Source organism: Microbacterium sp. PF5 (genome assembly GCF_004794315.1).
Lineage (GTDB): Bacteria > Actinomycetota > Actinomycetes > Actinomycetales > Microbacteriaceae > Microbacterium > Microbacterium sufflavum.
Window position 1 is genome coordinate 1 of record NZ_SSDQ01000116.1, and the last position, 26,112, is coordinate 26,112.

Sequence of the window (26,112 nt, forward strand, 5' to 3'; positions counted from 1 at the left end):
ATCGAGCTCCTGCAACGGCGACTCGGCGGAGGTCTCCGTGCTGTCGCTTCCCGCACCAGTTGTCGGGTGGGCAGCAGCAGCGGGTCGCCCTCGCGCGGGCGCTGGTCACCGAGCCCCGGGTGCTGCTGCTGGACGAGCCCCTGTCGGCGCTCGACGCGAAGGTGCGCGTGCAGCTGCGCGACGAGATCCGCCGCCTCCAGCTCCGACTGGGCATCACCACGGTCTTCGTCACGCACGACCAGGAGGAGGCGCTGGCGGTGTCCGACCGCATCGCCGTGATGAACGCGGGGCGCATCGAGCAGATCGGCACCCCGGAGGAGCTGTACACCGCTCCGTCCACGGCGGGGGTCGCCGCGTTCGTCGGGCTGTCGAGCGTGGTGTCCGGTGTCGCGGAGGGCGACCACGTCGTGGTGTGGGGGCAGCGCCTGCCGTTGCAGACGCCGGCCGACGGCCCGGTCGACGTGTACCTGCGACCGGAGAACGTGCACTTCGCGTCGGAGGCGGACGCGGCGACCGATGCGCTGGTGGAGGAGAGCACGTTCCTCGGCAGCATGCGCCGCACGCTGGTGCGCACGGAGTCGGGCGAGCTCGTCCGCGTGCAGCACGCGCCGGGTGTGCACCCCGCGTTCGGCGACCGCGTCCGCATCGCGGTCGACCCGGAGCCCGTGGTGGTCCATCCGCGCGGCTGAGCGGCGGAGGTCCACCTGGAACGTCGGAGACCCCGCGGCCGTCTGGCCGCAGGGTCTCCGTTCGGTTTCCAGGTCAGATGGTGATCTGCCCGGCGACGGTGGCGAGCTTGTGGCGGGCGAGCGCCAGGTTCGCCTTCGCCTTGTCGAGCACCAGGTAGACGAAGAGTCCTTCGGTGCCGCTGCTGCTGAGCACATTGATCAGGTGGTACTGGTCGTCGAGCGTGATGAGGATGTCGTCGATCCGACTGGCGATGCCGAGCTCCTTCATCGTCTGCAGCTTCGCGCGGACGACATTGGAGTTCCCGGCCGCGGCGACACCGAGGTCGAAGGCGGGGTGACCGCCCTGCGCGAGAGCCATGCCGGACGCGGAGTCCGCGATCGCGACGCCCACGGCGCCGTCGATCGTCAGAAGCTCCTGCACGGACTGTTCCAGTTGTGCCATTCGTTCTCCCTGAGGTTCTGTACGGGTGCGGTCGAGCGAGGTGTCCCGCTCGATGAGGGGTGTGCCCGGGGTCGGTGCGATCGGGTCGTCGCCGCCGGGCGTGAGGGTCGGAAGGAGCGCCGGGCCCGCGTCGCGATCGACGAGTGCGTGCGCGCGCAGCGCGGGGCGCGGAGGCGGTGGCGGGAGTGTCGAGAACAGGTCCTCGAGCGCGCGGAGCGCGTCGTCATCGGGCGCGGCGGCGTCGGCCGATTCCGCGCGTGTGCTCGCAACGTCGATCTCACGTCGACGACGGCCGAAGACAGCCATCGGTCCCCCTTGTGTCACCACGAGTCGTCGCCGATCCGTCCTGGATCGCCGCCGACTTGTCCCCAGATTCCGTCGACCGCCCCAGCGATCGACCTGCACACGATACCCGGCGAACCTCCGGATCCGCGCCTCCGAACGCCCCTCCCCCGCGTTGTATATCGGTAGCGCGTCTCCGGCCTCCCCGCGGAGGTCGTCGCAGCCGAGGGACCGCGGTGAGAAGAACGAACCCCCTGTCGCCATCCCGGCGGCAGGGGGTTCGTTCGTCGGTGCTTCAGAGCACGCGGGACAGGAAGTCCCTGGTGCGCTGGTGCTGCGGATCGGCGAGCACCTCGTGCGGGTCGCCCTCCTCGACGATGTGACCGCCGTCCATGAAGATCAGCCGCGAGCCGACCTCACGCGCGAAGCCCATCTCGTGGGTCACGACCAGCATCGTCATGCCCTCGTCGGCGAGCGACCGCATGACCGACAGCACCTCGCCGACCAGCTCGGGGTCGAGCGCGGAGGTGGGCTCGTCGAAGAGCATCATGTCGGGGTTCATGCACAGCGCTCGGGCGATCGCGACGCGCTGCTGCTGCCCGCCCGACAAGTGACCGGGGTAGGCGCCCGCCTTCTCGGCCAGGCCCACCCGCTCGAGCATCGCGTGCGCGACCTTCTCGGACTCCGCCTTCGACCGCTTCTTCACCCGCTGCTGCGCGATCGTCAGGTTGCCGAGCACGCTCAGGTGCGGGAACAGGTTGAAGCTCTGGAACACCATGCCGATGCGGGTGCGCACGCGGTCGATGTCGACGTCGGGGTCGGTGATGTCGATCCCCTCGATCAGCACCTTGCCGCCGGTGGGCTCCTCCAGCAGGTTCACCGAGCGCAGCAGCGTGGACTTGCCCGAGCCGGACGGGCCGATCACGCAGACGACCTCGCCGGCCGTGACCGTGAGGTCGATGCCCTTGAGCACCTCGTTGTCTCCGAACGTCTTCACGAGCCCCTGGATGTCGATCGCGGGCGCGTGGACGTCGATCAGATCGGTGGTCATCGGCTCCTCGCCATCCGTCGCTCCAGCCACGCGCTGAACCGCGTGAGGGGGATCGTCACGATCAGGTACAGGATCGCGGCCATGATCAGCGGCGTCCCGTTGGCGTTCTGCGTACTGGCGTCGCGGGCGAACGTCGTGAGCTCCTTCGACCAGATGAACGACCCGGCCACGAACAGCAGCGAGGTGTCCTTCAGCAGCAGCACGAACTCGTTCGTCAGCGGCGGGATGATGATGCGGAAGCCCTGCGGCACCACGATCCAGAACGTCGTCTTCATGGGCGACATGCCGAGCGAGCGGGCCGCCTCGGTCTGCCCCTTCGGCACCGCCTGCAGGCCGGCGCGAATGGTCTCGGCCATGTACGCCGATGCCACGAGGATCAGACCGATCAGCCCGAGGACTACCGGCCCGCCGAGCTTCGTACCGGGGATACCCATGCCGATCGGCACGATGTAGGCGATCGCGAAGATCGTGAGGATCGCCGGGAGTCCGCGGAACAGTTCGATCCAGCACGTCGCGATCCAGCGGAACGGCCCGATCTCCGACAGCTTCATCAGCGCGAGGACCACGCCGAGCAGCAAACCGCCCACGAACGCCACGGCGGTGAACCACAGGGTGTTCACGAGCGCGGTGGTGATGATCCCCGGGAGCATCTTCGCCGCGATCTCCGGGTTGAAGTACATCGTGGCGATCCGCGCCCAGTCGGTGCTGATCGCCGCCCAGATGACGAGAGCGATCAGCACCGCATAGACGGTGTAGCGGTACAGCTTCTTCTTCGTGGTGCGCCTCAACGCCATTGTCAAGGTCCTCCCGACCGACTCAGTTCCGTCTTCAGTTGGCCGTGAAGTACTCGTCGTAGATCTTCTGGTACTCGCCGCTGTCGCGGAGGTCCTTCAGTGCGCCGTTGACCGCCTCGAGAAGAGCATCCTTCTCGCCCTTCGCGAACGCGAAGCCGTAGGACTCGTCGGTCTCGTACGTTTCCACGATCTTGTAGGCGGAGTCGGCCTTCTCGTGCTCGAGGTTCACCGGCTGGTCCTGCAGGATCGCGTCGATCTGCCCGGCCTGCATGGCCGGCCACAGCTCGCCGTCCGACGGGTACTGCACGAGCTGAGCGCCCTTCGCGTTCTCCCCGGCGTAGGACTCACCCGTCGTGCCCTGCTGCACGCCCACGTTCTTCCCGTCGAGGTCGTCGATCGACTCGATGCCCGAGTCGGTGCGCACCAGGAGCGACTGCAGCGAGTCGTAGTACGGGTCGGAGAAGTCGATGTTGGCCTTGCGCTCCTCGGTGATCGTCATGGCCGAGGCGCCGACGTCGCACGTACCGGCCGCCAAGGTGGTCCCGGACTGCAGAGCTTCGAAGCCCACATCCTGCACCGAGAGCTTCAGGTCGAGCTGCTTCGCGATCGCGCCCAGCAGGTCGATGTCGAAGCCCGTGTACTCTCCATCGTCGCCCTGGAACTCGAACGGCGGGTAGGGGATGTCGGAGCAGACAGAGAGGGTGCCCGCCTCGATCAGACCGTAGTCGTCGCCGGCCGCGGGAGCGTCGCTGCTGCCCGCGTCGGTCGATCCGGTGGCGCATCCGGCGAGCGCGAACGTGGCGGTGGCCACGAGTGCGAGACCGGCGAAGAGGGTACGACGAGGCATGTCGACTCCTGGGGTTCGGGGGCGGGTGCGCCCGCGGACGGGTAGGAGATCATCTAAACATGCGGCTCGTCGCGTGACCAATGACACGGGCAGACGACCGCATTACGTTTGTGTTTCGGTGCCTCCCCGCGCGGCACCCGGTCTCACACCTCGACGTCGACGGCCACACGACCGGAGACGACGGAACGGATGTATCCGGCGACCTCCTCGTGCGCAGGGTGCACCTGGTACTGCTCCAGAGCCTCGACGGAGTCGAACTCCGCGACGAGCGTCACGTCCCAGTTGGCGTCAGGGTAGACGTCGTTCGCGCCCGCCCAGATGCTGCGCAGCTGGGGAACGATGCCGTCGAGCGCGTTCAGCCGGCGGGCGACCTCGGCCGCCTGGTCCGCGCGGGTCTGCGCATCGTCGGCGGCGAGCTTCCAGGCCACGACATGGCGGATGGTCATCGGGGTGTCTCCTGATCGGTGAGGGCGTCGGCGCTCACGGCTTCCTCCAGCGCCTCGCGCAGGCGGTCGGGCGAGACGCGCCAGTGGGCGTGCAGGCGGCCGTCGATCAGCACCACCGGGATCTTCTCCCACCACTGCTCGTACAGCGCGGGGTCTTCGGCGATCGACGCCTCGACGATCTCGATCCGCTCGGCGGCGGCGTCGGGTAGCTCGGCGACCACGGCGTCGACGACCTCGGAGGCCACGTCGCACAGATGGCAGTCGGGCTTGCCGATCAGGGTGAGCGTGGTCACGCCGACGGCACCTCGACCTGGCGACCCTGCGCGATCCACTCGCCCGTGCCGCCCTCGACGTTCGTCGCGTCATAGCCGCGCGCCTCGAGCGCCTCGACCACGCGAGCCGAACGGCCGCCGGCCTGACAGATCACGTCGAAGGACTCGGCGGGCAGTTCGTCGAGACGGTTGCCGATCTCGGACATCGGGATGTTCACCGCGCCCGGAACGTGGCCGGCCGCGAACTCGTGCACCTCCCGGACATCGATGAGCGGGGTACCGGAGCGCTCGGCGAGCTCGGCGACGGTGATCGACTTCATGACATCCTCTCGGCGGTGCGGCACGGCAGAGACACAAAGCGCCCGTCCGAAGACAGGCGCTCGGTGTCTGGCCGCTTACTTCTTGTTGCGGCGCTGGTGGCGAGTCTTGCGAAGCAGCTTGCGGTGCTTCTTCTTCGCCATGCGCTTGCGGCGCTTCTTGATGACAGAACCCACGGAAACCTCACTAAGTCAGGGGCTGGGTGTCGCCGAATCGGACACCCGGGTACGGGCACGAAAAAATGCCTCGGATCATCCTAGCAAACCCGCGGGCCGCCTCGCGCCGCCCTGCGGATCAACCCGCGTCGGCGATCGGTCGCTGCAGCGCCTCGGCCACGGCCGACTCCGGGACGCGGTAGCTGCGGCCGAAGCGGATGGCGGGCAGCTCTCCGGAGTGCACGAGCCGGTACACGGTCATCTTGGACACGCGCATGAGCTCAGCGACCTCGGCCACCGTCAGGAATCGGACATCTGGAACCTCGGGCATCCCACGTACCCCTTTCTCGATGTGCACACTCTATGGGTTTCCTGGGACGCGTGTAAACCCACGTGACTCGTGTGATCAGTGGGACGCGGGCACCGTGGCGAACGCCCGCACCGGGAAGGTGCCGAACCCGCGGATCGCGGGCGGGGCCGCGGTGAAGCGGGCACCCCGCGAGGGCACCGCGTCGAGATCCCTGAGGTGCTCGACCACGTGCACGCCGGCGGCGAGGAGGATGCTGTGCGCCGGACGCTCTCCGCCGCTCTCGGTGTCGTCGATGTTGAGCGAGTCGATCCCGACCAGGCGCACCCCCGCCTCGACCAGGAAGCGGGCGCCGTCCTCCGTGAGGTACGGCGCCCCCTCCGCATAGTCGGGCGTGCCGAAGAGCCTGCTCCACCCCGTGTCGAGGAGGACCGCCGAGCCCCGCAGGTCGCGGTCCGCCAGGGTCGCCGCACGGATGCCGCGGCGCTCGGGCGACCAGGCATCGCGCAGGTGGAAGACCTCGGCGGGGAGGCCGACCAGGGTGCGCAGGTCGAGTGCGGCGAGATCGTCGCCGTCGCCGTAGCGGTGCCAGGGGGCGTCGAGGTAGGTGCCGGTGTTGCCGATCATCGTGATCACGTCCATCGCGAACTCGGTCCCCGGCGCGTAGCGCTCCCGGGATGCGGCGCGCGTGAGGAACGGGGCGATGGTCGGCGCCGGCAGCCCGGGATAGGTGATCATCCCGGCCTCGATGGGGTGGCTGAGATCCACGATGCGGTCCTCGGCCTCACCGCCGCTCGGTGCCTCGACTCCGCGGCTTCCGCGATGCGGCTCCTCGACGATGCGCAGGTCGCGGAGGTGCACCTCGTCGACGAGCGCCAGTCCCAGGTGACGGACGAGCAGGGTGCCGATCTCCTCGGCCGAGAGGTCTTCCCGGGGAAGGTCGAGGCGGAACCCCTCCCCGTGCATGCCGCCGCCGTTGGCGAACGTGATCGAGAAATCGAAGTGAGCGCGGTGCGGAGCGGTCGTCATCCCCCATCCTGCCCATCCGGCGCGGCGCCGGGGTCGCTCAGCCGGACTTCCTGGCCTTCGCCACCCGTTCGCGCGCCTCGCGAAGAGCCTGACGCTCGAGCTTGCGCGCCGCGCGCAGCGCCTTCTCGGCATCACGGCTGGCCTTCTGCGCCTCCTTGAGGCGCTTGTCCCCGGCGAGCTCCGCCGCATCGAGGGCGACCCACTCCTCGGAGACCCGGTGCTGCTCCCCGCGATCGAGACCGTCGAGGTAGGCCGCGACACCGTCGAGCGTGCGCTCCACGGCGAAGCGGAACGGATCGGCCGGCGACAGGAACACGCCGTCCTCGATCGCCCGGCGGAGCGCGGGGAACTCCTCGGCCGAGATCACCCGGTCGAACAGCGACGCCTCCCGCATCGCCACCTCTTCGGCGGAGAGACCGGAGGAGCGGGACTGCTCCGAGTACCCCGCCTGCACGATGCCGCACCAGCGAGCGTGGCCGGTGATCGCGAGGGCGACGGCCATCCGCTCGTCCGCGGTGAGCGGTGTGTCATCGAGCGCGGCGAGACTGGCGTCCAGCCAGGCGGAGCTGTTGGGGGTGATCGGCGAACCCGAGATCGGCAACGACAGGATCCACGGGTGGCGCAGGTAGACGAGGATCTGGGCCTCGTACAGCGCGAGCAGCCGCGCGCGCCAGCCCTCGACCTCGAGGTGGCTCTCCGGAGGGAGTCCGGTCGCCTCCTCCTGCATGAGCAGCAGGAGGTCGTCCTTCGCGGAGACGTAGCGGTACAGCGACATGGGGGTGAAGCCGAGCCGGGCGGCCACCGCTGCCATGGAGACGGCGCCGATGCCCTCGCCGTCGGCGAGTTCCACCGCGGCTTCCACGATCTTCTCGACACTCATCTCCCGCTTCGGCCCGCGCTGGGGATTCGCCGCGACGCCCCAGGCGAGGGCGATGCCCCGGGGGAGCTCGGGAGGCTCGATGTCGGTCATCCGCCCATCCTACTTCTGTTTATTTCATAAACAGTGTGTTACCGTCATACACAATTGCGTTGCCCATACACAGTTTTCGCGATACACAGAAAGGGATTCTGATGGAGACAGCCATCCAGGTGCGCGACCTGCGCAAGGCCTTCGGGCCGAAGCCCGCGGTCGACGACCTCGCCTTCGAGGTCGCCCGCGGCGAGGTCTTCGCTCTGCTCGGACCGAACGGCGCGGGCAAGACGACGACCATCAACATCCTCACCACCCTCACCGCCGCGGATGCGGGATCGGCGACCGTGGCGGGGTGGGATGTGCGCTCGCATCCCGACGAGGTGCGCCGGCGCATCAGCCTCACCGGGCAGGCGGCCGCCGTGGACGACGCCCTCACCGGTACCGAGAACGTCGTCATGTTCGCGCGCCTCTCGGGACTGGGGCGGGCGGCCGCGCGGCGCCGCGCCGAAGACCTCATCGCCCGGTTCGCGCTGACCGACGCGGCGTCCCGCGCCGTGCGCACCTACTCCGGCGGCATGCGCCGTCGCCTCGACCTGGCGCTCAGCTTCGTCGTGACCCCGGAAGTGCTGTTCCTCGACGAGCCCACCACCGGGCTCGACACCCGTAGCCGCCGCGACCTGTGGGACATCATCCGCACGGTCGCGGGTGCCGGCACGACGGTGTTCCTCACCACCCAGTACCTGGAGGAGGCGGATCAGCTCGCCGACCGGATCGCCGTCCTGCACGACGGCCGGATCGCGGCGCTGGGCACCGCCGCCGAGCTCAAGGCGCGTATCGGCGGCGACACGGTCGAGCTCCACGACAGCCGGGGAGAGCTGCGGCGCGAGATCCCGACCGACGGCACGGTCGCCGGGCTGCGGCGCGCCCTCGATCGGCTCGACGCGGAGGGGGACGACGGCGTCGTCACGCTCCGACGGCCCACCCTCGACGACGTGTTCCTGGCGGTCACGTCGTCCCCCGCGGGCCGGCCTGTATCCGGAGAGCCGGCCGACGCCGGCTCACGCACCCTCGAGGAGCTCGCATGAACACCGCGGTCACCACCCCCATGCCCCCGCACGCCTCCCCCACGCCGACGCCTCGACCGCGCCTGCGCGGGCTGACGGCCGAAGCCGTCTTCGTCGGACGCAGCCTGCGGCACTCGCTGCGCGACGGCGAATCACTGCTCATGGCGATCATGCTGCCCGTCATGCTCATGCTCATGTTCACGTGGGTGTTCGGCGGGGCGATCGACCCCTCCGGCGCCTACGTCGACTACGTCGTGCCGGGCATCATCCTCACGTGCGCGGGGTTCGGGGCGTCCTCCACGGCGGTGTATGTCGCGAACGACATGCGCTCCGGCATCATCGACCGGTTCCGCACCATGCCGCTGCGCGCCGGAGCCGTGCTCACCGGGCACGTGGTGGCGAGCGTCCTGCGCAACCTGGTCGCGACGGCCATCGTCATCGGCGTCGGGGTGCTGGTCGGGTTCCGCCCGACCGCGTCGCCGGGCGACTGGATCGCGCTGGGCGGGCTGATCACGCTCTACATCCTCGCGATCACGTACCTGTTCGCGGCGATCGGCCTCGCCGCCGGCAGCCCCGAGGGCGCCAACGGCTACGGCTTCGTGCTGCTGTTCCTGCCCTACCTGTCCAGCGCGTTCGTGCCGGTGGCGAGCATGCCGGAGTGGCTGCAGCCGGTCGCCGCGCACCAGCCCATCACCCCGATCGTCGAGACCATCCGCAGCCTGCTCCTCGGCACCGACGCCGGAACGCAGCCGTGGTGGGCGGTGCTGTGGTGCGTGGTGATCCTCGGCGTCGCCGTCGTGTGGGGCGCGTGGCTGTTCCGCCGCAAGGCGGGCCGCCGCTGAGCCCGTCCCGTCCAGCCCGCGCATAGCCGCCGCTCGCCGGTCGCCCAGACAGCTCTGGCACTGTCGATGCAGGACTTGTGCCGGCACCGCCGAGTCCGTTGCGGAGCTGGGGTCCGTGGATCGCCCCTGACGACATGCCCCCCGGTCGTCAGGGGCGATGTCCGTTCCGGCGCGGCTGCGCGCGCGTCAGGCGCCGAGCCGCTTGAGCGCCGTGGTCACCACGTGCTTGGCCGATGCGGCCGCGCGTCCGACCACCTCGGCGGCGTGTGCCGCACCATCGGGAAGACCACCCGGGTAGGCGATGTCCGGGGCCGCGTCACCGTAAGCGTCGACGAGGAACGGGACCAGCCAGTCGTCGACGACCTCGAGCGGCTCGACGGCGAGGCTGTAGAACCGACGCTGCCCGTCCTCGCGCACGGTCACGAGCTCGGCATCGCGCAGCACCTTGAGGTGCTTGGAGACGGTGGGCTGGCTGATCCCCAGGTCGGCCACGATCTGGCTCACGCTGGTGCCGGACTCGCCTTCGGACGTTCGCCGGAGCAGGAGCTGGAGGATGTCGCGCCTCGTACCGTCTGCGATCACGTCGAAGATGTCCGTCATGGCATCAGGGTAGTCGCCCCCGGCACGGAGTACCATGACGAGGGCTCGGCGGGCGGCGTCGTGCACGGATGGATTCGAACGAGGGGGCAGCGATGTCGGGCATCGTTTCGGCGTCGTCGCCCCGACAGCGGTTCCCGGGGTCGGGCGGGCGCTTCAAGCACCTCATCACGTCGTCGCCGTCGCGGTTCGCGATCTCCGTGTTCGCGCTGCTGATCCTCGTCTTCACCGTCCTCTTCTCGCTGCCGATCGCATCGGCCGACCGCACCGTCACGCCGCTGAGCGACGCCCTCTTCACCGCCGTCTCCACGATCTGCGTCACGGGTCTGGCGACCGTGGACATGGCCAACCACTGGTCGCCGTTCGGGCACGTCCTGGTGTTCATCGGCGTGAACATCGGTGCGCTGGGCGTGCTGACCCTCGCCTCGCTGATGGGCATGCTCATCTCCAAGCGCCTCGGGTTGCGCGCCAAGCTCATGGCCGCGGGCGACACGAACCCGCTGCGCGCGCACGGCGGCGTCGTGAACGAGAGCCAGACGGTGCGGCTGGGCGAGGTCGGGCAGCTCCTCACCACGGTCGCCGTCTCCGCCCTCATCATCGAGGCCTCCCTCGCCGCGCTCCTCTACCCGGCCCTGGTGATGGCCAAGGTCGACCCGATCGCCGCACTGTGGGAGGCGCCCTACTTCGCCGCCATGGCGTTCACCAACACCGGCTTCGCCCCCAACGACGGCGGCGTCGCGGTGTTCGCCGACGACTACCTCGTGCTGTTCCTGCTCATGGTGGGGGTCTTCCTCGGCAGCATCGGCTTCCCCGTGATCTACACGCTCGCCAAACACGTGTGGCACGTGAAGCGGTGGTCGCTGCACTCCAAGCTCACGATCGTCACCACCGTGCTGCTGTTCGTGGTCGGTGCCGCCGCGTTCCTCATCCTCGAGTACGACAACCCGAAGACGTTCGGGTCGATGGACGCCGCCGACACGACCTTCCAGGCGTTCTTCCTCTCCGCGATGACGCGCTCCGGCGGCTTCAACGTGATCGAGATGGACGATCTCAACGGCTCCTCCCTGCTCGCGGCGAGCATGCTCATGTTCGTCGGCGGCGGCTCCGCGTCGACCGCGGGAGGCATCAAGGTGACCACCCTCGCCGTGCTCGCGATCGCGGTGTGGTCGGAGGCGAAGGGACGCCAGTCGGTCGAGGCCTTCGGGCGGCGCATCCCGAGCGACGTGCAGCGCGTCGCCCTCAGCGTCGTCGCGTGGGGAGCGACCATCGTGGCCCTGTCGACCATCGTGATCGCGCAGATCACGAAGGCCGACATCAGCCACGTGCTGTTCGACGTCATCTCCGCGTTCGGCACCGTCGGCCTCTCGACGGGCCTGACCGGCGAGCTGCCGGATTCCGCCTCGTACGTCATGGCCGCGACCATCTTCATGGGGCGCGTTGGTACAGTGACTCTCGCCGCGGCAGTCGCCGCGACGTCGCGAACGCAGTACTACTCACTGCCGGTGGAAAGGCCGATCGTTGGTTGAAGTCCTGCGCGGAGACGCCCCCGTCCTCGTCATCGGCCTCGGCCGGTTCGGTGCGGCGTGCGCCGGTGAGCTCGACCGTCTCGACCGCGAGGTCCTCGCGATCGACGACAATCTCGAGCTCGTGCAGAAGTGGTCGGAGCGTGTCACCCACACCGTGCAGGCCGATGCCAGGAACATCGACGCCCTGCGCCAGATCGGCGCCCAGGACTTCCAGGTCGCGGTCGTCGCGGTCGGCTCCTCGATCGAGGCATCCGTACTCATCACCGCGAACCTCGTCGACCTCAAGGTCCCGCAGATCTGGGCCAAGGCCGTCTCCCAGTCGCACGGCAAGATCCTCGCCCGCGTCGGCGCCAACCACGTGATCTATCCCGAGCGCGAGGCCGGCGAGCGCGTCGCCCACCTGGTGAGCGGTCGCATGCTCGACTTCATCCGCTTCGACGACGACTTCGTGCTCGCCAAGATGTACCCGCCGAAGTTCATCCGCGGCGTCGGCCTGAACGAGTCCGGCGTGCGCTCGAAGTACAAGGTCACCGTCGTCGGCGTGAAGAGCCCCGGCAAGCCGTTCCGCTACGCCGAGGCGAACACCATCGTCACCAACCACGACCTCATCATCGTGTCGGGCACCAACAGCGATATCGAGCGCTTCGCCGCCCTGGACCGCTGACCGGGCCACATCCCGACTCCCCCTCGCGGTGGATGCGTCCCTCGACTCCCGCGTGATGGGATGGGGGCCATGACCGACCACGCCCCGGCCCCTCCCGTGCTCGCCCTCCGCGGGCTCCGCAAGCAGTTCGGCCAGAAGGTCGCCGTCGACGGCCTCTCGCTCGACGTCCCCGCCGGATCGATGCTCGGCCTGCTCGGCCCGAACGGTGCGGGCAAGACCACCACGCTGGCGATGACGACGGGGCTGCTGCGTCCGGACGCGGGCTCGGCGTGGGTGCTCGGACACGACGTCTGGCAGGACCCGGCCCGGGCCAAGGCGCTCATGGGCGTGCTGCCCGACGGGATCCGCATGCTCGACCGCCTCACCGGCGCCGAGCTGCTGCGCTACACCGGCCTGCTCCGCGGCATGCCCGAGGCCGAGGTGCACACCCGCACCGGCGAGCTGCTCGACGCGCTGGGCCTCGGCGACGACCGCGACACCCTCGTCGTGGACTATTCCGCCGGCATGCGCAAGAAGATCGGCCTGGCGTGCGCGCTGATCCACGCGCCGCGGCTGCTGCTGCTGGACGAACCGCTGGAGGCCGTCGACCCGGTGTCGGGTCAGACCATCCGGCAGATCCTGCGCGCCTTCGTCGACAGCGGCGGCACGGTGGTGCTGTCCAGTCACGTCATGGAGCTGGTCGAGTCGATGTGCGACCGCGTCGCGATCGTCGCCGAGGGGCGGCTGCTGGCGCACGGAGAACTCGACGAGGTCCGAGCCGGGATGACGCTGCAGCAGCGCTTCCTGTCGCTCGTCGGTGCCCACGACCTGGGAACGGAGACGCTCGCGTGGTTGCGCTCCTCGTAGGCCTGCGGCTGCGTCAGCTCGGTCACCAGCTCGCGCGCAACCCGTGGATGATCGTCACGCTCGTCGTGGTCGGCCTCCTGGCCGTCGGCATCCTCGCGACCCTGACGGTGGGGGTCGTGCTGCTGCGGATCGGTGCGCCAGACGCCGCCGTGACCGCGCTCGTGCTGACGGGAGCCGTGATCGTGCTCGGCTGGTGGATCGGGTCGATCCTCGTGAGCGGCGACGACGCCCTGGCGCCCGACCGGTTCGCCCTGCTGCCGGTCACGGCGAAGCGGATGCTCCCGGGGCTCGTGGTCGCGGGCGTCACCACGATCGGCGGCATCGGCACCGCACTCGCCCTGCTGCTGATGCTCCTCGGCTGGTCGGTCGACGTGCTCGCCCTGCTCGCCGCGTTCGTCCTCATCCCGGTGGCCCTGGCGACCTGCGTGCTGGGCGCCCGCGTCGTGAGCGGGCTGCTCGGGAAGTGGCTCGCCCGGCGCCGCACCCGCGACCTCGTGCTCACGGTGGGTGTCGTGCTGCTGGCGTCGTCCGGACTGCTGCTGAACATCGGGCTCCAGGCGCTGACGACCGTGCACGACGTCGGCGGGGCGTTCGCCACCGTGGCCGAGGTCGCCGCCTGGACCCCGGTCGCCGCCGTGTTCGGGGTTCCTGCGGCGCTCGCGCAGGGGGCGGTGGGGGTCGCACTGCTCCGGCTGCTCATCGCCGTCGGCACGGTCGTGCTCCTCTGGGCCGCGGCCCGCGTCCACCTCGACGCCCGCCTCACGGCACCCCTCGTGTCCAGCGGGGGCGGCCGGGTCCGCTCGGGCGGCCTGCTCGACCGGATGCTGCCGGCGGGACCGGTCGGTGCGATCGCGGGCCGCACGTTCCACTACTTCCGCCGCGACCCGCGCCAGGTCGTCAATGTGGTGATGCTGCTGATCCTGCCCGCGATCTTCCTCGGTCTCGCCGTGATGAACGGCCTGCGGGAGGAGTCCGTGGGACTCGCTCCCGCCATCGTGCTGATCCCGGCCATCAACGCTCTCCTCGCGGGGAGCATCGTGCAGCTGGCCATCGCCTACGACAACGACGCGGTCGCCCTGCACATCCTGACCGGTGTCAGCGGCACCGCAGACCGGGCGGGACGGCTGCTCGGCTTCGGGCTGATCGGCCTCCCGGTCACGATCGCCCTGTGCGTGGCGACGTGCCTGGTCGCCGGACGACCGGACCTGCTGCCCGCGAGCCTCGGCGCGGCGCTCGGCCTGATGGCGGTGTCGGCCGGCGCGGGCGCGTGGGTGGGCGCGTTCCTCCCCGGTCGCGCTCCCGCTCCCGAGGCGAACCCGTTCGGTCGCGGATCGGCGGGCGGCGCACAGTCCTTCCTCGCGATGCTGATCATGTCGCCGATCACGCTGATCCTGGGCGGCCCGGCTCTGGGCTTCGGGATCGCCGCGATCTGGATGCCGCCGCTGGGCTGGGTGAGTCTGGCGTGCGCGGTCGTGATCGGGACCGCCGCCGTGTGGGGCGGGACCGTGCTGGGCGGCAAGACGCTCGAACGGCGCTGGCCGGAGGTGCTCGCGGAGGTGTCGAGCGAGAGCTGAGCCCCGCGCGGGTCAGGCGTCGATGTCGAGGACGACCTCGACCACGTCGCCCACGCCGAGCCCCTCCCGATCCTGCAGCACCTTCTTGATCGGCACGATGTAGCCGCCGTCCTTCGGCCACAGCGCGGTGGTCACGGTCGTGCCGCCGATCGTCACCGTCGCGGGGATCATGCCCCAGCCATAGGTGACGACGGCGGCGACATCGTGGATCATCGCGCTCTCGACCGGCGGCACCGTGACGAAGTGGAACGGCGCCGGCCCGCGCCAGAACCAGATCTCCCCCTCGACCCGCAGCCGCATGTCACGCCCCCGCCGCGAGCTCCTTCGCGCGGGCGAGCGCGGCCGCGGCGGCCTCGGCGAAGGTCCGGTCGAGGTGTGCATCCTGCAGCACGGCGACGGCGCGCTCGGTGGTGCCCTTGGGACTGGTCACACGGCGCCGCAGCTCGGCCGGGTCTTCGCCCGACGCGTCGAGCAGGGCGGTCGCACCGATGAAGGTCTGCTCGACCATGAGCCGCGCATCCGCCTCGGTGAACCCCATCCCGATGGCCGCCGTGGTGACCTCCTCGATCAGGAGGAACACGTACGCGGGGCCCGAGCCGGAGATCGTGGACAGCGCGTCGATCTGCGACTCCGGCACCTCGATCACCGCGCCGACCGTCTCGAACAGGCGTCGCACGAGCGCCACGTCGTCCGCGGTCGCCGCAGCCCCGGCGGCGAGGCCGGTCACGCCCTTGCGGACGGTCGACGGCGTGTTCGGCATCGACCGGATCACGCGCGCTCCGGTGCCCAGGTGGTCGGCGAACGTCTGCAGGGTGACCCCGGCGGCGAGGCTGACGACGATCGTGTCGGCGGTCAGGTGCGGAGCGATCTCGCGCAGCAGCTCCGGCACCATCGCGGGCTTGACGCCCACCAGCACGATCCGGGCGCCGGACACCGCCTCGGCGTTGCCCTCCGGCCGCTCGGACAGCGCGATGCTGGTCACCCCGTCGAGCCCATCGAACGACGCCGCCTTCTCCGTCGTGCGGTTCGTCGCGGTGATCCCGCCGTCGACCGGGACGCCCGATGCGAGCACGCCGCGGAGGATCGCCCCGCCCATCGAACCGGCACCGAGGAACGCGAGGGAGGGAAGCGAGTCAGCCATGTGGTCATCCTACGGCGGGCGCTCCGGCGTCCCCCGACCGGCGGTTCTAGACTCGACGCATGAGTGCATCCGGAGGAAGCAAGGCCATCGTCGCGGCGTTCCTGGCGAACCTGGGCATCGCTCTCGCGAAGTTCCTCGCGTGGGCCCTCTCCGGCTCCGCCTCCATGCTCGCGGAGGCCATCCACTCGGTCGCCGACTCGGGCAACCAGCTCCTCCTCATGCTCGGCGGACGCAAGGCCCAGCGCCGAGCCGACCGAGCGCACCCGTTCGGCTATGGACGCGAACGCTACGTGTACGCCTTCGTCGTCTCGATCATCCTGTTCTCGGTCGGCGGCCTCTTCGCCATCTACGAGGGCGTCGAGAAGCTCACGAACCCCCACGAGCTCGACAAGACCTGGTGGTGGCTGCCTCTCGTCGTGCTGCTGATCGCGATCGGCCTGGAGTCGTTCTCGCTGCGCACCGCCGTGAAGGAGAGCAACCTCGTGCGCGACCGGGGCCAGTCGTGGCGGTCGTTCGTGCGACGCGCCAAGGCCCCCGAGCTTCCGGTCGTGCTGCTCGAGGACGTCGGCGCCCTGACCGGTCTGACGTTCGCGCTGCTCGGCGTGGGCCTCACCCTCCTCACCGGCAACCCCCTCTTCGATGCGCTCGGCACCGTCATGATCGGCGTGCTGCTGGTGCTGATCGCGATCGTGCTCGGCGTCGAGACGAAGAGCCTCCTGGTGGGCGAGGGAGCCACGCAGGCCGACGAGGACCGCATCGTGGACGCGATCACGGACGGCCCGGAGATCGAGAAGATCATCCACCTGAAGACCCTGTACCTCGGGCCGGACGAGCTCATGGTCGCCGCGAAGATCGCCCTCAACGCCGACAAGCCCCTGCGCGAGGTCGCCGACGACATCGACGCGATCGAGAGCCGCATCCGCGAGGCCGTTCCGGTGGCGCGCGTCGTCTACATCGAGCCCGACGTGTACCGCCCCGCGATCGACCCGGAGCCCTCGACGGACGTGTTCGTGCTCAAGTCCTCGGACTGAGGCGCGGCGGTCGCGCAGTGATCCGACCCGGCAGTCACCGCCGCTGCGCGAAGAAGTCACGCAGCAGCGCGGTGGACGCCTCTTCGTCGACCCCGCCGATGACCTCCGCACGGTAGGGAAGACGCCGGTCCCGCAGCACGTCGTACATCGACCCGGCCGCACCCGCCTTGTCGTCCCACGCGCCGAACACCACGCGCCCGACGCGCGCCTGCAGGATCGCGCCGGCGCACATGAGACACGGCTCCAGCGTCACCACGAGCGTGCAGCCGTCGAGGTTCCACGAGCCGAGCGCCGCCGCGGCCGCCCGCAGGGCCACGACCTCGGCGTGACCGGTCGGGTCGTGCGTGGTCTCCCGCGTGTTGCGGCCCTCCGCGAGCATCCGCCCCTGGGCGTCGAGCACCACGGCGCCCACCGGGATCTCGGCGTCTGCGGCGGCCTCCGCGGCCAGCACGAGCGCGCGCTGCATCGCAGTGCGGTCGGCGGCGGTCATGCGTCGAGCCTACGGCAGCGCCAGCTGCGCCCCGCAGGACCGATGTCGTGCGCGCGGTCGCGGCGCATTAGCCTGTATCCATGCGTGTTCACGTCGCCGACCACCCCCTCATCACCCACAAGCTCTCGGTGCTGCGCGACGCGCGCACCCCGTCGCCCGTGTTCCGGCAGCTGACGGAGGAGCTCGTGACCCTCCTGGCGTACGAGGCCACGCGCAACGTGAAGGTGTCGCCGGTGGAGATCACGACCCCGGTCACCACCACCACGGGCGTCAAGATCTCCGAGCCGCGCCCCATCGTCGTCCCCATCCTGCGCGCCGGCCTCGGCATGCTCGAAGGCCTCGTGAAGCTGCTCCCGACCGCCGAGGTCGGCTTCCTCGGCATGGTCCGCGACGAGGAGACGTTCGAGCCCACCACCTACGCCGAGCGGCTGCCGGACGACCTCAGCGACCGGCAGTGCTTCGCGATCGACCCGATGCTCGCAACCGGCGGGTCGCTGGCCGCGGCCATCCAGTTCCTGTTCGACCGCGGCGCGAAAGACGTCACGGCCATCTGCCTGCTCGGCACCCCCGAGGGCGTCGCCGCGATCGAGGCGATGGCCGGCGACCGCGATGTGACCCTGGTGCTGGGTGCCCTCGACGAACGCCTGAACGAGAAGGGCTACATCGTGCCCGGCCTCGGCGACGCGGGCGACCGCCTGTACGGCACCGTCTGACCCGCCCGGCCCGACCCCGGGCGGCCCGAGGCTACGTCAGCGCGTGAGCACGGCAGCGCGGCAGCACGGCAACGCGTGACGGGTCACCGCGTCAGCGCGTCAGGCGGTACGCGCGCTCGTCTCCGTACCGCGTGAATCCGGCCCTGGCGAGGATCGGCGCCGAGGTCGCGACGCGGCCCTTGACCAGCGCGGTCGCCGCACCGCGCGCCGCGCTCTCCCGCAGCCGCTCCGCGAGCACGGCCCGATAGGCACCACGCCCTCGGTCGCCGTCGAGGGTCGCCGCACCCCACAGTCGCGTGAACCCGTCGACGATCGTGCACCCGCCCGTGCTCACCGCGCGACCGTCGATGCGACCCAGCACCCGGAACCCGGTGCCCGCATCGAGGGCGGCCGTCAGCTCCGCGAACTCGGCGCGAAGCCCGTCGCCGTCGAGCGGCCGTTGCTCCCAGACGGGGACGTTGATCTCATCCACCTCCCGAAGCTGGTCGACCGTGCGCACGACCTCGGCCGACACGCCCGGCGGTACATCGACCGCGCCCTCAGTCGTCGGACGGGCGAACACCGTGACGGTGTCGACGTGCTCGGCCCCGCGGCGCACCAGCTCCTCTTCGAGGTCGGGCTCGTCGGCCGGGTTTGTCCAGAACGTGAAGACGGTCTCGCCCCAGGCCTCCACGCGCTCCAGCGCCCGCTCCACGACCTCCGCGGCGGAACGCGTCGACGACACCTGCGAGCCGCGCACCCCGCCCCCGAAGCGCTCCGGGTAGCGCACGAGGAGCAGGTCGTCGCGGACGTGCTCGCTTCCCCGCGGGAACCACGCCCACCCGGCGGCGGCACGGAGGACGTCTTCTGCCGCGGGTATGCCGTCGGCACTCGGCCGCGCATCGGTCGGCGTCATGAGTCCTCCTCCGCCGCACCCACGAGCCGCGCGAAGGCGCTCAGCCGCGCGACGCCCTCGGGCGTGTAGGGCAGATCGTCGAGCAGCGCGGGCGAGTGGATGAGGTAGGCCAGCACCTGGGCGCGCGAGATCGCGACGTTCAGCCGGTTCTGCAGCAGCAGGAACTCCGGCCCCCGGGGCGCGTCGCGGCCGCTCGACGCCGCGAGTGAGGTGATGGAGACCACGGCCTCCTTGCCCTGGAAGTTGTCGACCGTGCCCACCGGCACCTCACCGAAGCCCGCCGCCTCGAGCGCGTCGTGCACCAGCTGACGCTGGGCGTTGTACGGCGCGACCACGATGATGTCCGCCGGGGTGAGCGGCCGCGCGGAGCCCGCCGGATCGTTGTCGCGGAAGGGGCGACCGACCAGGTCCCGCACGATGCGGACGACCTCCGCAGCCTCCTCGGGCGACTGGGTCGCGTTGCCGCGATGGCGCAGGGGGACGATGTGCAGCCCCGGGTCGACGCCCTCGATCGACCGCCGCTCCGTACCTGGCGCGGACGCGAGCTTGCCGGCGTACGCGAGCTGCGACACCGGGGCGGCCACGAACGGATGCATGCGCCACGACTGCGCCAGGAAGTAGCCGTACTCCGGTCGCACGACGGGATCGCCGTCCATCACCCATCCGAGCGCGGACGTGTCGACCGGCTCGGGGTGCGCCCCCTGACTCACCTGCGGAAGCTGCTGCGGATCGCCCAGGAGAAGCAGCCGTTGTGCTCCGGCTGCGACCGCGATCGTCGACGCGAGCGAGAACTGTCCCGCCTCATCGATCACCAGGAGGTCGAGGCCCCCGCGCGCCACGCGCTGCGTGTTGCTGAAGTCCCACGCCGTCCCGCCGACCACGGCCCCCTCATGCTCGTGCTCGGCGAGGAACGCCGCCATGCCGTTCTTGGGGATGACGGTGTACGAGGGATCGCCGCTGTCGTCTTTCGGGGCCTTCGCGACCTGAGCGGGCGCGACGCCGTCGGCCACGATCCGCTCCAACAGCGTCTCGATGATGGCGTGCGACTGCGCCACCACGCCGACCCGGAAGCCGTGCTCGTTCACCAGACGCGCGATGACCCGCGATCCCGTGTACGTCTTGCCCGTACCGGGAGGGCCCTGCACGGCGAGGTAGCTGCGATCGAGGTCGAGGACCCCGCGGACGATCGCCTCGATCGTGTCGCTCCCCGGCTCCGGCAGCGGAGCCCCGGAGACCGTGCGAGGCGGGCGCCGCCGGATGATGTCGGTCGCCGCATCGTCGGGGAACCCCGGGGCGGCCGCATGCACCGCATCGGCCCACTCGTCGATCGCCTGTTGCAGCGACACCACCCGCGGGGGCGCGGCCGGGGTGAGGGCGACCGGCAGCTCGTCCCACGTCTGCCCCTGCACCGCCGACTCGACGATCAGATAGCCGTCGTCGAGCACCTCCCGCACGCTCACGGTGTGCGGCACGTGCACGGCACGCGACGGCACCTCGGTGTCGAACGGCGCCGGCGCGTCGTACAGCGCGAACGGCTGAGCGCCGGGGCCGAGGGTCGTGCCCGGTGACACCTCACCCCGGATCTCGACCTCGCGCGACATGACCCTCCGGCCCTCGCCGATGCTCCAGTCGCTCCGCACGCGCGAGGATGGCGCATCGACCTTGACCACGTCGCGCGTGCCGTCCCACATGGTCACCGGCTCGCGGAGTCGCTGGAAGTGCGACACCCAGAAGCTCTTCGCCTCCCGGGGGAAGTAGTCGATCGCCGCCGCCGCGATCCGATGCACGAGCCCGTCGCCGCCGGCCTCCACGTCCCTCTCGGCATCACCGAGCAGGGCCAGCGAGCGAGGCGACGGCTCGTAGATCACCTCGTCGGCGTCGTCCGGAGGCGCCGGCGTCACCCCCTCTCGGCGCGCGATCTCGATCAGCCAGTTGCGCAGCCGCCTCGTCGACACGCAGTCGTAGCGGTTGTAGTCGGCGAGGTCGGCGAACACCGCGTCGGCCTCCGCCTGCGCGCCCGCCGCCGCCAGCTCCCGCGCGGCCACGTACTGCACGATCGAGTCGTCGCCCTTCTGCACGTCGCTCGTGCGCACGTCGTCGCCCATGTAGAGCGGCTCGAGCTTCTTGATCGAGTAGGAGCGCGACCCCACGCGGACCGTGCGCAGCACCAGCGGATACAGATCGACGAACACGCCCTCGCGCAGCAACCGGTCCACCTCGCCCTCGCGGACTCCGTGGCGGGCGGCCATCGCGACCAGGTGCGACGTCTCGTACGGCGCGTAGTGGTAGATGTGCATGCCCGGGTGCGCGGCCCTGCGGAGCTTCACGAAATCGAGGAACGTCTCCAGCGCCCGGCGCTCCTCGGCGAACGTGTGCGCCCACAGCGCGGTGTACTGATCGGCGTTGTCGACCCACCCGAACAGGTAGTCGATGCCCCACTCCGACTCTCCGTCTGGCGCGGGTTCGGTGTACAGCGGGTCTCCCTCGAAGTCGAAGAAGATGTCGCCGTGGCTCGGTACCGGCAGCGTGTGGATCGCAGCGGCGTAGTGCACGTCGTACGTCGGTGCGCCCTCGGCATCGGCGCGGAGCTGGAGCTTCGCCTGCGACCGGAGGTTCTCGAACGTGTCGACGTTCATGCCCTCCGGGGCCCCGGACGCCGCGGCCAGGTCGTCGATCGTCTCGATGCCCGCCGCGCGCAGCCGCGCGCGCTGGACGGGCCGCATCCGCGCGACCATCAGCAGGTCGCGGTGGGCGATCACCTGCTCCTCGCACGTCGCACAGCGTCCGCACGCCACGATGCGGAGATCGCCGCGGTCGTCGCCCCACGCCAGCGGCTCTCCCTCCTGCCCCTCGGCCACGGCCCGATCCGCGATGAGCGCGCGCAGCCGCGCCCGACGCACCCGGAACAGCGGCAGCAGATCGTCAACCGCGTGCGTGCTGACGCTGTGGTCGCCCAGGATGAGGTCGACCTCGTCTGCCCGGGGGATGCCGAGGCGATCGAGCTGATCGACATATGCCGCGAGCTGCATGAGCGCCGTGACGCGGGCTTTCCGCGCCAGCTTGGAGTCCTGCACGCGCCACCGCCCGTCGGCGTCTTTGCGCAGGAAGTCCGCGAAGCCGACGAAGTCCTCCGTCGCGAACGCCGCCTGGAACACCACCAGCGCGTCGGAGCGCAGGGCCTCGATCGTCTCGCCGACGGCCGCGGCCAGAGCTTCAGGATCGTTCGAGCGGATCTTGTCGACGCGGTGCACCCGCTCCGGCCCGAGCTCGCTCAGGTACCGGTCGAGCACGTTCTGCTCGTGCACGTCTCCCAGCTGCGCGGCCCGCTGCAGCGTCGCATCCTCCGGCTCCTCGACCACCGGCACGCGGCCGAGCTTCGCGTCGATCGCTCGACACCAGGCGAACTCGCACTCCGCCGCCGCCTTGAGGTCGCTCGCGCTCCAGACGACCCGCTGCGCCTCCGTGTCGATCCGCACGATTCTCCCGTTCTCTCGGATGCTTCGACACTATCCGCGGCATCCGACACGGGCGAAAGCGAGCGCGACCGCGCCCTTCCCTCGACGCCTCAGCGCCACCAGGTGTCGTCGGGAGTGACGGGGAGGTGGCGCTTGTGCTGGGTCGCGAGGTAGCGCGACTCGATGCGACCGGCGACGTCAGGGTCGACGTCCTCCCCCTCCAGGAACGCGTCGATCTGCTCGTACGTCAGCCCCAGCTCGTCCTCGTCGGCTCGTCCGGGCTGGCCATCGAGGAGGTCGGCCGTCGGCACCTTGAGCGCCAGCCGGTCGGGCGCGTCGAGGAACTGCAGCAGCGACCGGCCCTGTCGCTTCGTGAGGCCCGACAGCGGCAGCACGTCCGCGGCGCCGTCGCCGAACTTCGTGTAGAACCCCGTCACGGCCTCGGCCGCGTGGTCGGTGCCGATCACGATCAGGCCGTCGTGTCCCGCGAGGGCGTACTGCGTCACCATGCGCAGTCGCGCCTTGATGTTGCCGCGGTTGAAGTCGGTGATGTCGCCGGAGACCGCCGCCTCGATGTCGCGCTCCACGCCGTCGACGCCGTTCTGGATGTTCACCTCGACCGAGGAGTCCGGGGCGATGTAGTCGAGCGCGGCCTGCGCATCGTCCGCGTCGTGCTGCACGCGATAGGGCAGCCGTACCGCCAGGAACGTGGCCTCGCCCCCTTCGGCCCGCACGCGCTCGACCGCGAGCTGCGCGAGCCGGCCGGCGAGGGTCGAGTCCTGACCGCCGGAGATGCCGAGCACGTACCCCCTGGCACCCGTCGTGCGCAGGTAGTCCGCGAGGAAGCCGACCCTCCGCTCCACCTCCGACTCGGGGTCGATGTCGGGCCGGACACCCAGGTCTTCCGCGATCTGCTTCTGCAACGACACGTGATCCTCCGCTCTTCGCCTGGCCCCAGTATCCTCCCTCCGCGCAGCGGCGGGGCGGCGGCGCGGCGCTCGCACGCGGCATCCAGCCGAGACCTGAGAGAATGAGGCAGTGAAACTCCTCGTCGCCGCGCTCGCGTCCGAACTGTCCGCCTTCCCCGACGAGCTCGACGGCTTCGACCGGCTGGTCACCGGCCCCGGCAAGCTGCAGGCCACCTACGCGCTCACCCGCGCCCTCGACGCCCGGCGCTACGACGAGGTCGTCGTCGTCGGAACGGCGGGGGCCATCGAGCCGGGGCTCGAGGCCACCGTCCACGAGATCGGCTCCGCATTCCAGCACGACGTGACCGACCTCGACGGCGTCTCCGGCCAGCACGTTTCGCTACCCGCACGCGTGAGCACCGGCCGTGACGGCGTGCTGATCGCGACCGGAGACCACTTCGTGGAGGACGCCGAGGTGACCGCGGTCATCCGGCCCACCGGTGCCGCCCTCGTCGACATGGAGACCTACGCGTACATCTGGGTGGCCGGGCAGTTCGGGGTGCCGATCCGCGCGTTCCGTGCCGTCTCCGATCAGGCCGAGGACGGCGCCCTCACCGACTGGCGCGCCGCGGTCGCGCGGTGCAGCGTCCAGCTGCGCGACGTCATCCGCGCCGAGTACGGGGTCTGACCCGCGTCAGCGCGCCTCGATCACGCTCGGACCGTTCGCCAGCGCCCGCACGGTGAGCTGTGCGGGGATCTGCTCCTGCATGGCCTCCACGTGACTGATCACCCCCACCGTGCGACCGCCCTGGCGCAGTTCGTCGAGTGTGCGCATGGCGATGTCGAGCGTGTCGCCGTCGAGCGAGCCGAAGCCCTCGTCGATGAACAGCGTGTCGAGGCGGATCCCTCCGGCGCGCGCTGTGACGACCTCGGCGAGTCCGAGCGCGAGGGCGAGCGACGTGAGGAACGTCTCGCCGCCGGACAGCGACTGCGGAGGTCGGGTCTGGCCGGTGAAGGCGTCGGCCACCACGATCCCGAGGCCCGACGCGGCCCCTCGCGCCGCCAGTGCGTCGGAGTGGCGCAGCTGGTAACGCCCCTCCGACATGTCGTGCAGGCGACGGTTGGCCGCCTCGACGATCTCCTCCAGCTCCGCGGCGAGCACGAAGGTCTCGAGCGTCATCTTGCGGGTGTTCGCGCCGCGCCCGGCGATCGTGTCGGCGAGGTTCTTCAGCACCTCGAACTCCGCCGCGTCCTCGGCCGTGCGCGCGTGCTCGTCCCCGGCCGCGGCGAGGAGTCCGGACAACCGGGCGGCGTCTCCAGCGGCGACGGTCGCGGCGTCGACGGCGGCCGACCAGAGCGCCCGGGCCTCGCTCGACACGCGTTCTGCGGCCGCGGTGTCGATCGGCTCCTCGGGCAGCGTCTTCAGCTCGAGGTCGAACAGGATCTCCCGTTCCTTCTCCCGCTGCACCGTGTGCTGAGTGATGCGGGCGTCGAGCGCCTCCTGCTCCGCCGACGAGCGGAGAGCCTCCTCCGCATCCGAGACCTCGGCGAACACCGACGCGAGCAGCGCGGCATCGCGCTCCCGGTCGGCCTCGACGACCGCCCTCTCTCGACGAGAGCGCTCCGCGCGCGCGTCCGCCAGCCGCCGGGCGACCTCGGTGCGGGCGGTGGTCTCGGCGATCCGCTCGGCGACCGATCCCGCGTCGCCACGGGCCTGCGCGATCTGCTCGTCCGCGTCGCCGTTCCGTTGCACCAGCAGCGCCAGGTGCTCGCGCGCCTGGGCCAGCGCCGCTGCGGCCGTCGCGACCTCGGAGTCCTGACGCTCCTTCCGAGCCAGAAGATCGGCGCGCACGGCCTCGAGCTCTGCCGCTCGCTGCTCCGCCTCGACCGCGGCGGTGTGCTCGTCCTCGGCGGTCCGGTACTCGCGCTCGGCGCGCTCAGGATCGCGTCCGTCGGCCCTCGCCGTCGCGGCCGCGAGCTCGGCACGGAGCCCGGCGCACGTGTCGCCGGCGGCGCGCTCCCCCGCCGCCGCCACGTCCCGGGCGGACTCGGCCAGGGCGATGTCGTCGACCGAGACGGGGTCGGTGTGGGTGGCCGGCGCGGGATGCTCCGTCGAGCCGCAGACGGCGCAGGCCTCACCCTCCACCAGGGCCGTGGCGAGCTCCCCCGCCATCCCGTCCATGCGGCGCTGGCGCAGCTGCGCGAGCCGGGACTGCGCCGTTGCGTGCTCCGAGGTCACCCGTGCGAGCTCGGCCTCCGCTGCGTCGCATGCCGCGGCGAGACGCTCGGCCGTCCTGGCGGCATCCCACCGGTCCTTCGCGGCGAGCAGTGCGGCCTCCCGCCCCGGTCGCCCCGCGGCGAGGTCTCTGGCGGCGGCACGCTCCGCCTCCACCTCGGCGAGCTGGACCGGAAGGGCGTCGCGCTCGGTCTCGGCCGTCTCGACCCGCGCCTGCGCCGAGGCCGCATCGGCCTCCGCGGCCCGCTGCTCGGCGTCGCGCTCGGTCGCGTGCCGCTCCAGCACGACCGCGCGTTCCCACCCGCCGATCTCGCGCAGGCGCTCGGTGACCCACGCCTCCAGGTCGTCCACCTCGATGCCGTACGCCGTCCACTCCTCCGCGGCGCGCGATTCGCCTGCAACAGCCTCCGCCAGGGCCTCCCGCGCGCGAGCCGCGGCCGCGATGGTCGGTCGCAGCGCCTCAGCGGCACGTGCGTTCCCGAGCTCGACCCTGGCCTCCGCGATCCGGGGCTCCTCGGCGTCGAGGCGGGCGAGGGCCGCGCGTGCCCTGTCGCGCTCGACCTGGGCACGGCGATCCTCCCGCCG

Annotated in this window: 29 protein-coding genes; 10 read left to right on the forward strand and 19 right to left on the reverse strand. The window is 70.9% G+C overall.

The window, feature by feature from the left end; genetic code table 11:
- Positions 1 to 689 (forward strand): ABC transporter ATP-binding protein (locus DW297_RS10170; RefSeq protein WP_136031962.1); only part of this gene is annotated, 689 nt, incomplete at its 5' end.
- Positions 690 to 762: 73 nt separating this feature from the next.
- Here DW297_RS10170 and DW297_RS19245 read toward each other — a convergent pair.
- The 11 genes from DW297_RS19245 to DW297_RS10225 all read right to left on the reverse strand — a co-directional run bounded on the left by DW297_RS19245 (position 763) and on the right by DW297_RS10225 (position 7,602).
- The gene (locus DW297_RS19245; RefSeq protein ID WP_240744583.1) at positions 763 to 1,437 is read right to left on the reverse strand and encodes a hypothetical protein; all 675 of its coding nucleotides are present in this window, start codon (positions 1,435 to 1,437) and stop codon (positions 763 to 765) included.
- Positions 1,438 to 1,708: 271 nt separating this feature from the next.
- Positions 1,709 to 2,464, reverse strand: a complete 756-nt coding sequence (locus DW297_RS10180) for an amino acid ABC transporter ATP-binding protein (RefSeq protein WP_136031965.1) — start codon at positions 2,462 to 2,464, stop codon at positions 1,709 to 1,711.
- Complete coding sequence (locus DW297_RS10185; RefSeq protein WP_136031967.1) at positions 2,461 to 3,258, reverse strand: amino acid ABC transporter permease; 798 nt, start codon at positions 3,256 to 3,258, stop codon at positions 2,461 to 2,463. The genes DW297_RS10180 and DW297_RS10185 overlap by 4 nt, the downstream gene beginning before the upstream one ends.
- A 34-nt stretch (positions 3,259 to 3,292) precedes the next feature.
- Positions 3,293 to 4,105 (reverse strand): basic amino acid ABC transporter substrate-binding protein, encoded by an 813-nt coding sequence (locus tag DW297_RS10190; protein ID WP_136031969.1) that lies wholly within the window; start codon positions 4,103 to 4,105, stop codon positions 3,293 to 3,295.
- Between the two features lie 143 nt (positions 4,106 to 4,248).
- A complete protein-coding gene (locus DW297_RS10195) occupies positions 4,249 to 4,551 on the reverse strand; it encodes a Dabb family protein (protein ID WP_136031970.1) in 303 nt (100 codons plus the stop codon).
- Entirely contained in the window at positions 4,548 to 4,844 is a 297-nt protein-coding gene (locus DW297_RS10200; protein WP_136031972.1) for a glutaredoxin family protein, read from the reverse strand. Before DW297_RS10200 ends, DW297_RS10195 begins: the two co-directional genes overlap by 4 nt.
- A complete protein-coding gene (locus DW297_RS10205) occupies positions 4,841 to 5,143 on the reverse strand; it encodes a rhodanese-like domain-containing protein (protein WP_136031974.1) in 303 nt (100 codons plus the stop codon). Before DW297_RS10205 ends, DW297_RS10200 begins: the two co-directional genes overlap by 4 nt.
- Before the next feature lie 75 nt (positions 5,144 to 5,218).
- Positions 5,219 to 5,317 carry a 30S ribosomal protein bS22 gene (locus tag DW297_RS10210; RefSeq protein WP_003792170.1) on the reverse strand — a complete coding sequence of 33 codons (99 nt, stop codon included), beginning with the start codon at positions 5,315 to 5,317 and terminating at the stop codon, positions 5,219 to 5,221.
- A 118-nt stretch (positions 5,318 to 5,435) separates the two neighbouring features.
- Positions 5,436 to 5,627: a helix-turn-helix domain-containing protein gene (locus tag DW297_RS10215; RefSeq protein ID WP_116242548.1), complete on the reverse strand. Its 192-nt coding sequence runs from the start codon at positions 5,625 to 5,627 to the stop codon at positions 5,436 to 5,438.
- A 75-nt stretch (positions 5,628 to 5,702) separates the two neighbouring features.
- Positions 5,703 to 6,632, reverse strand: a complete 930-nt coding sequence (locus DW297_RS10220; RefSeq protein WP_136031976.1) for a cyclase family protein — start codon at positions 6,630 to 6,632, stop codon at positions 5,703 to 5,705.
- A 37-nt stretch (positions 6,633 to 6,669) separates the two neighbouring features.
- Positions 6,670 to 7,602, reverse strand: coding sequence for a TetR/AcrR family transcriptional regulator (locus DW297_RS10225; protein WP_136031978.1), 933 nt, complete (start codon positions 7,600 to 7,602; stop codon positions 6,670 to 6,672).
- A gap of 101 nt (positions 7,603 to 7,703) precedes the next feature.
- Here DW297_RS10225 and DW297_RS10230 point away from each other — a divergent pair, with 101 nt between their 5' ends.
- The gene (locus DW297_RS10230; RefSeq protein ID WP_168442840.1) at positions 7,704 to 8,630 is read left to right on the forward strand and encodes an ATP-binding cassette domain-containing protein; all 927 of its coding nucleotides are present in this window, start codon (positions 7,704 to 7,706) and stop codon (positions 8,628 to 8,630) included.
- Positions 8,627 to 9,451: an ABC transporter permease gene (locus DW297_RS10235; protein ID WP_240744584.1), complete on the forward strand. Its 825-nt coding sequence runs from the start codon at positions 8,627 to 8,629 to the stop codon at positions 9,449 to 9,451. The genes DW297_RS10230 and DW297_RS10235 overlap by 4 nt, the downstream gene beginning before the upstream one ends.
- 186 nt (positions 9,452 to 9,637) lie before the next feature.
- Here DW297_RS10235 and DW297_RS10240 read toward each other — a convergent pair whose 3' ends face one another.
- The gene (locus DW297_RS10240) at positions 9,638 to 10,051 is read right to left on the reverse strand and encodes an ArsR/SmtB family transcription factor (RefSeq protein WP_136031980.1); all 414 of its coding nucleotides are present in this window, start codon (positions 10,049 to 10,051) and stop codon (positions 9,638 to 9,640) included.
- 92 nt (positions 10,052 to 10,143) lie between these two features.
- Here DW297_RS10240 and DW297_RS10245 point away from each other — a divergent pair, with 92 nt between their 5' ends.
- The 4 genes from DW297_RS10245 (at position 10,144) to DW297_RS10260 (ending at position 14,658) form a co-directional block, all read left to right on the forward strand.
- Positions 10,144 to 11,574, forward strand: coding sequence for a TrkH family potassium uptake protein (locus tag DW297_RS10245; protein ID WP_136031982.1), 1,431 nt, complete (start codon positions 10,144 to 10,146; stop codon positions 11,572 to 11,574).
- Positions 11,567 to 12,238 carry a potassium channel family protein gene (locus DW297_RS10250; RefSeq protein WP_136031985.1) on the forward strand — a complete coding sequence of 224 codons (672 nt, stop codon included), beginning with the start codon at positions 11,567 to 11,569 and terminating at the stop codon, positions 12,236 to 12,238. Before DW297_RS10245 ends, DW297_RS10250 begins: the two co-directional genes overlap by 8 nt.
- Positions 12,239 to 12,307: 69 nt before the next feature.
- Complete coding sequence (locus DW297_RS10255; protein ID WP_136031987.1) at positions 12,308 to 13,084, forward strand: ABC transporter ATP-binding protein; 777 nt, start codon at positions 12,308 to 12,310, stop codon at positions 13,082 to 13,084.
- The gene (locus DW297_RS10260) at positions 13,066 to 14,658 is read left to right on the forward strand and encodes a hypothetical protein (RefSeq protein WP_136031989.1); all 1,593 of its coding nucleotides are present in this window, start codon (positions 13,066 to 13,068) and stop codon (positions 14,656 to 14,658) included. Before DW297_RS10255 ends, DW297_RS10260 begins: the two co-directional genes overlap by 19 nt.
- A gap of 12 nt (positions 14,659 to 14,670) precedes the next feature.
- On the opposite strand, the gene DW297_RS10265 is transcribed toward DW297_RS10260, so the two are convergent.
- Together DW297_RS10265 and proC are read right to left on the reverse strand one after the other, a co-directional pair.
- The gene (locus tag DW297_RS10265) at positions 14,671 to 14,958 is read right to left on the reverse strand and encodes a DUF1905 domain-containing protein (RefSeq protein WP_136031991.1); all 288 of its coding nucleotides are present in this window, start codon (positions 14,956 to 14,958) and stop codon (positions 14,671 to 14,673) included.
- Position 14,959: 1 nt separating this feature from the next.
- On the reverse strand, positions 14,960 to 15,799 hold the full coding sequence (gene proC / locus DW297_RS10270) for a pyrroline-5-carboxylate reductase (protein ID WP_136031994.1): 840 nt from the start codon (positions 15,797 to 15,799) through the stop codon (positions 14,960 to 14,962).
- 59 nt (positions 15,800 to 15,858) lie between these two features.
- Between proC and DW297_RS10275 the strand changes: the two genes are divergently transcribed.
- The gene (locus DW297_RS10275; protein ID WP_136031996.1) at positions 15,859 to 16,830 is read left to right on the forward strand and encodes a cation diffusion facilitator family transporter; all 972 of its coding nucleotides are present in this window, start codon (positions 15,859 to 15,861) and stop codon (positions 16,828 to 16,830) included.
- 34 nt (positions 16,831 to 16,864) lie between these two features.
- Here DW297_RS10275 and tadA read toward each other — a convergent pair whose 3' ends face one another.
- Positions 16,865 to 17,320: a tRNA adenosine(34) deaminase TadA gene (gene tadA / locus DW297_RS10280; protein ID WP_136031998.1), complete on the reverse strand. Its 456-nt coding sequence runs from the start codon at positions 17,318 to 17,320 to the stop codon at positions 16,865 to 16,867.
- Positions 17,321 to 17,400: 80 nt separating this feature from the next.
- Between tadA and upp the strand changes: the two genes are divergently transcribed.
- A complete protein-coding gene (gene upp / locus DW297_RS10285; RefSeq protein ID WP_136032000.1) occupies positions 17,401 to 18,033 on the forward strand; it encodes a uracil phosphoribosyltransferase in 633 nt (210 codons plus the stop codon).
- A 91-nt stretch (positions 18,034 to 18,124) separates the two neighbouring features.
- On the opposite strand, the gene DW297_RS10290 is transcribed toward upp, so the two are convergent.
- The 3 genes from DW297_RS10290 to nadE all read right to left on the reverse strand — a co-directional run bounded on the left by DW297_RS10290 (position 18,125) and on the right by nadE (position 23,312).
- A complete protein-coding gene (locus DW297_RS10290; RefSeq protein WP_136032001.1) occupies positions 18,125 to 18,928 on the reverse strand; it encodes a GNAT family N-acetyltransferase in 804 nt (267 codons plus the stop codon).
- Positions 18,925 to 22,404, reverse strand: coding sequence for a TM0106 family RecB-like putative nuclease (locus DW297_RS10295; RefSeq protein ID WP_136032003.1), 3,480 nt, complete (start codon positions 22,402 to 22,404; stop codon positions 18,925 to 18,927). Before DW297_RS10295 ends, DW297_RS10290 begins: the two co-directional genes overlap by 4 nt.
- Positions 22,405 to 22,493: 89 nt before the next feature.
- Entirely contained in the window at positions 22,494 to 23,312 is an 819-nt protein-coding gene (gene nadE, locus DW297_RS10300) for an ammonia-dependent NAD(+) synthetase (protein ID WP_136032005.1), read from the reverse strand.
- A 109-nt stretch (positions 23,313 to 23,421) separates the two neighbouring features.
- On the opposite strand from nadE, the gene DW297_RS10305 reads away from it, so the two are divergent.
- Positions 23,422 to 23,979, forward strand: coding sequence for a phosphorylase family protein (locus DW297_RS10305; protein ID WP_136032007.1), 558 nt, complete (start codon positions 23,422 to 23,424; stop codon positions 23,977 to 23,979).
- A 6-nt stretch (positions 23,980 to 23,985) separates the two neighbouring features.
- Here the strand turns inward: DW297_RS10305 and DW297_RS10310 are convergent.
- Positions 23,986 to 26,112: SbcC/MukB-like Walker B domain-containing protein (locus DW297_RS10310; protein WP_136032009.1), on the reverse strand; the 2,127-nt coding region annotated here is incomplete at its 5' end.